We start from the raw sequence: 5,674 nt of genomic DNA on the forward strand, positions 1-5,674 counted from the left end.
TTAGGGCTCCCGAGACGTTTTCACTTCGCTTTTGGCCGTTGCCATCATAAGTATATGTGGTTTTGGCTCCGTTGTGGTCAAGAACCTGCAAACGGTTCTCTTTATCGTAGGCCATCGTCGTCGTGATGGCCACCGTTCCATTCGGCGGCTCAAAGCCAACGATCCCGATCAAGTTCCCGTTCAGGTCGTAGGTGTGGGTCGTGAGCTTAGAGCCGTCGGAAGACTTACAGCTAAGTATCTTTGCCCAATGTGTGGATGCTGACCTAGGAACAATCAATGGTCCAAAAGCAGCTGGGATCTCCGAAACAACCGTACTGCCGCACAAACCACGGCTATCGGTTCATTCGAAATGTAAGCCATCTTCGTACTATTCCTCCGCTCTGGATCTCCGTACCCGGGCCTTGTACGGAAACAACTCCCTTTGCACTGGGATCCATCCCTGGCTGCCAGAAGATCTCACCGTTTTCAGAGCTTATGCTTGATATTGATCTTCCACCCACGTTAGGATGGAGCGTTATAACTCCGTTTACCTCCCGATAAACGGCGCGAGGATTAAATGGCGCGTGCGAAGGAAGTAAGACGACCGGCAATGTCACTTCACCCTTTGTCTTAAGTTGTTGAACGCTCTTCTCGCTCAATACAAACTCTTCGGTTGCAGTGGCCAGAATGTACACATACATTATTAGCACGAAGACGGCTACAGCCAAGCCAGCGATCCATAATCTCCCACCCTTCATCCGCACGACCCACCGCAGCACCTTCTCGTCTTAGCACGTAAAAAAGGCGAACCAGAAAGCGACCTTGATACACTGAGTGCCGTGAGACCTGTTCCTGGCCCGGCGTGCGGTGATTTCCAGTCCAATCCCCAGGCAGCAGATAAACCAGTCCCGATTCGGTAAGTCCAATCCGGAAACGCGGTGTGCGCCACCCCCCCATCGACCGTAACGACATCTTGGAACGCAGAAAACTTCAGATATCCTCTCACCACAATGGGGGGAGCCGACGCAAGGAGCGCACTGAGCGCGGGACTCAGAGTTGCGATCTTTGGTGCACCCAGCCGGCCCGAGACTTCAAACCAAATCTCCGAATCGCATCCGTTAGATTTCGTTCGCAGAGAGCGTATTCTGGCCACGCCAAGACCACGATCAGTTTGTCCATTAAGGTAGTACTCTGACGTCCCCGTCTCTACTCTCAGACTCGGATCCGCGGCACCGATGTTGCACGACGGAATCGTTACCTGCACAAAGAGCTTGCAGCTAAGCGGTTTCGAGATTGGATCACCATAAGATAACTCATTTGTATTCCCTAGAGCTGGGCTTCCAGGAAATGGTTGAAAATAGTGTCGATATATTGCACGACTCCTTGAAATATATGCACACATCTGAACCCAAATCTTAGTCAATCCACTTGGATCCGTGGCTGCAGTTGCCTGCCCCCCCACATACCCAAACGCCGGTTCCGTCGGCCACAGCGGATCGACGCTCGTCCAAATCCCCATGGGAAAGCCGTAATGACGGGCCCGGACGTAGTGACTCACCCACTCCCGCCGAGTTTCACGGTAGCCAAGGCCACCCACCCATCCAAAACGACCCACATCGTTCCATTCGGCCCGGGTTTCGCCGTAAGGGTCGTAGCTACGATCGGCGGTCAGCCAGCCATCTTTGTAGGTCGCAACTACCGAGCCCAAAGCATTTGTCACCACCGCAACCTGATCCGTCACAGCTCCGCCGTTCGTCGTAATCCGGCGGCGGATGCGGCCATTGGCCGTGATGTAAGTGTTTACGGGCATGTCAACTGCGCTCCTGCAAGTAGTCGGTGCCATCCCACACAAGCGTCGTGGTTCCGGCGGAAGTGATCTCGGCCCGCTTCAGGCCATCGGCAGAGTAGGTGTAGGTGGTCAAGGTTCCGTTAAGGTTATGAACCACCATCCTGTTCTCTTTATCATACACCATGGTGATCGTGCCCGGGTTCACTGAGAGGAGTCGGCCACTCACTCCGGTCAAGTTCCCGTTCAGGTCGTACGTGTGGGTGACGATATCTCCCTCCCGGCTCATGGTGACGATCTGACCGGCCAAGTCAAAGGAGATCTCCGTTGGCCCCTGTTCATTGGCGTACGTACGATTCCCCACCGCATCGCAGGCAAATGTCATGGTTTGCGACCATGGGCCCGAGTAAAGGTTCGTCGAGATACGATCCAACGCATCGTAGGTGTAGGTGTTGAAGAATCCTTTTTGACCGCTATTCGTGAACATTTGAATCGATTCATCAAAAGCGCCCACGAAGCATCTCCTTGTCGACATATTCAATCTCTATCTCCTAGTTCGAGCGAACATCCATGCGCACATGAAACACCAGGTCTGAGAGCAACCACCAGTTTTTCATAAACTAGCATCAAATTTTGAACCAATATCTGCTATCGCGGCTGAATTTGTCCTGTTGGGTATATCCTGCGTATAATCAAGTCCCCACTATCGTTCAAACACTCGATTAAGTATGTGCCCGGCAAGCATGAACATGATACAGTATAAAAAATTGGATACCCTCCAATTTGTTGTGAACGATATCTTATCTGCCAACTACCGCATGAACAGTCGAGCGAGTTCCGCGTAAGGTTGAGGACTCTCGATGAATACTGATTCGGAAACATCAAGAATTGTAGTATTCGTTTTGAGCCATGCTGCTGACATGCAGTAAGGTGAAGTGCACATGCCGAGGGCAAGAGTACCGTGCAAGCAACCGCAACGCAGAACCACCAAACCTGCCTGGCGCGTCGACTATCTTGATTACCTCCAGCCGTCATTGACTATACTCCTCGAATTCTTCGGGCCAGCAAAGCATCCTGCATGGTCGAATGTTGACTCAATGAAAAACCGTCGGGCCGAATGAGTTGTAATCACCACCGCGGCACCCATGATCAATTGCAGGCCGCCCCGTCCACCAGCTCCAGCTGATTATCGGGGGCGACGGGTTTTTCCTGCGCAACTTTTGGCAGGCACACTCCAGAATATGTTCATCGTCACTATAGCAAAGACCACTCACATAGGGCGGACGCCTAACTGTCCCGTCTATCCATTCCGAGATACATTCGCACGCCAAAGAAGCGACCGTACAGTCCATTTCCCTCGTGTAACACCTCAGAACCTCACTAGTGGCACTCCTCAGGTTGTTCATCCAATCCGCACAACTACCTACATTTCTTCCGCCATAGTAGCCACCCGGGTGGAGGTTGGAGCTGCATGATTTCTTGGGATTCGCGGTTTGGAAGCAGTATTCAACGTGAGAAGGCACAACGATGAATCCCATGTATTCGCATGTCGTGAGTGAGCACTTCCCGCCAACAAAGACGCTGCTTGGCTTCGCCGGTGACTTAGAACGGGAAACGCCATTTGGCCTTGACTTACCTCCTGGCCCAGAATTGTTACGAGATGAAGGATCGACTTGCCTGGGCGGTCGATTCGACTGCAATCCTAAAGGATCAATGAAAGCTGTTGGCATTCCTCCCACGTACCCAAAAGCTGCCTCCGATGGCCAGAGCGGATCGACGCTTGTCCACATGCCCATCCGCATACTCAGGTGCCGAGCACGCACGTAGTGAGACACGGGTACCCCCGAAGTAAACCGGTAACCCCAGGATCCCACCCACATAAACCGCCGACCCGCCACATTCCCGGTGGTTGCCGCGAACTCACCGTAAGGCTTGTAATCCGCCGTGAACACCGCATTCGCGGCGGCATCGTAGCCCGCCACCACGTTGCCCTGAGCGTCTCGGCCATAGGTCAAGATATCGCCCAGGTCGTCGTACTCGTATTCCACCTGGCCATTGCGGCTGACGTAGTTTTTAACCGGCATTAGGTTCGCTCCTGCAAGTAGTCGGTGCCATCCCAAACAATGGTGGTTAGGGCTCCCGAGACGTTTTCACTTCGCTTTTGGCCGTTGCCATCATAAGTATATGTGGTTTTGGCTCCGTTGTGGTCAAGAACCTGCAAACGGTTCTCTTTATCGTAGGTCATCGTCGTCGTGATGGCCACCGTTCCATTCGGCGGCTCAAAGCCAACGATCCCGATCAAGTTGCCGTTCAGGTCGTAGGTGTAGGTCGTGAGCGTAGAGCCGTACGCCATGGTTGTGGACTGTCCGGCCAGATCGTAAGTGGTGGTGGTTGGCGCGTCCCACTCGGTCGAGTAGGTGCGGTTGCCCACCGGATCGTAGGTGTACGTGTATCCAACCGTGGAGGCCCCGGAAGTTTGCTGCCGGGTGAGCTGGTCGATCCCATCGTAGGTGAAGGTCTTCACCCGACCATTGAACGTCCGAATGGTGGCCGGGTTTCCGACCGGATCGTACGTGTAGGTCGTGCGAATGATGTTGGCGAACGACCGCAGGGTGACATTGCCGACTTCATCGTAAGTGGTTTGTTCACTCATCCCGTTTGGAAGCCGATTGTTGATCTGTCGGCCCGCGTTATCAAAGGTGTAGGTGGCAATCCCCTTGTTCGTCACCAGGGTGGTGATCCGGCCATCAGGGTCGTACTGGAACGTCCTCACCAGCCCATCCGGATTTACACGTCGAGGGTGGGGGCGAAAATCCCGATGAGCACCGCCCTCTCCTCTTCTGAGAAGTTACGGTGAGATGTAATGAAAGACCGTAGCTTCCATGCTAACTCCGGGCTCGCCTTCATCTGAATCTGAATAATAGGTGCTGCCATTATGAGTGACTCATAATCAAACCAGTATACCAAGTCGGGATCCAAACCAAGCAGATAAAATGGACAATCTACAACAAGCCTGCCCGCAAAAAGTCGCCGAACGATGTCAGCCTCCTGCCCCGGGCCATGACCGAGATCGTCCGGCAGTCGGTTGTCACTATTTAGCATGGCGGCTTTTTTTGTTTCAACTCTTCTTTGCATCGCTTGAAGCCGACATTATTGTCCTCGAAGGCTTGAACATGTCCGGAATCGCCTCCACGATAGCACTCCCGGTTGATCCTGCCTCTTGCACCAATACAGGCTGCATACCTCGCCAAATTAAGCCTGAGCTGAACACAGTTCATCGTAGTATGGTCACATCGTCGCGGCTGGCCTGTCCCTTTGCACTTCTTGTTAACGTCGTCCTGCAACTGCTTGTGTCGCCAAGGCGTGCAATCTCCATACGGCTTCTCTGCACACCAACCCTGGAGACCTTTATAATGGACGTAACTGATGCCAAAACAAGTGTAGCAAGTCCATGTCGTTTCAACCCACCAACACTTCATGCTTCGCAGTATTCTGCCTTCCCGTCTGCCCTTCGCGTCACATTGATCCTGGCCAACTCCCTTCTGTTCGGCCTTCGTGCAAGGAGTTACTCTCGTTTTAGGAATGCATACGGTTCCCGTTGGATCTACTGAATTAGTCGGGTTACCCCCCACGTACCCAAATGCCGGTTCCGTCGGCCAGAGTGGATCGACACTCGTCCACATCCCCATGGTAAAGCCGTAATGACGGGCGCGGACGTAGTGACTCACCCACTCCCGCCGAGTTTCGCGGTAACCAAGGCCACCCACCCAGCCAAAACGACCCACATCGTTCCATTCCGCCCGGGTTTCGCCGTAAGGGTCGTAGCTACGATCGGCGGTCAGCCAGCCATCTTTGTAGGTCGCAACTACCGAGCCCAAAGCATTTGTCACCACCGCAACCTGATCCGTC

General features: G+C 53.5%; 3 protein-coding genes. All 3 read right to left on the minus strand.

The features are described from left to right. Window positions 1–1,790: 1,790 nt before the first annotated feature. A complete protein-coding gene (locus tag ACLNEE_RS16425; protein ID WP_411424673.1) occupies window positions 1,791–2,279 on the minus strand; it encodes a hypothetical protein in 489 nt (162 codons plus the stop codon). A gap of 1,569 nt (window positions 2,280–3,848) precedes the next feature. Next, a complete protein-coding gene (locus tag ACLNEE_RS16430) occupies window positions 3,849–4,538 on the minus strand; it encodes a hypothetical protein (RefSeq protein WP_411424674.1) in 690 nt (229 codons plus the stop codon). 322 nt (window positions 4,539–4,860) lie between these two features. Next, complete coding sequence (locus tag ACLNEE_RS16435; protein WP_412007402.1) at window positions 4,861–5,658, minus strand: RHS repeat-associated core domain-containing protein; 798 nt, start codon at window positions 5,656–5,658, stop codon at window positions 4,861–4,863. Window positions 5,659–5,674 lie beyond the last annotated feature (16 nt).

It is taken from the genome of Aphanothece stagnina RSMan2012, assembly GCF_046764815.1.
Classification (GTDB): Bacteria; Cyanobacteriota; Cyanobacteriia; order PCC-6307; family Cyanobiaceae; genus NIES-981.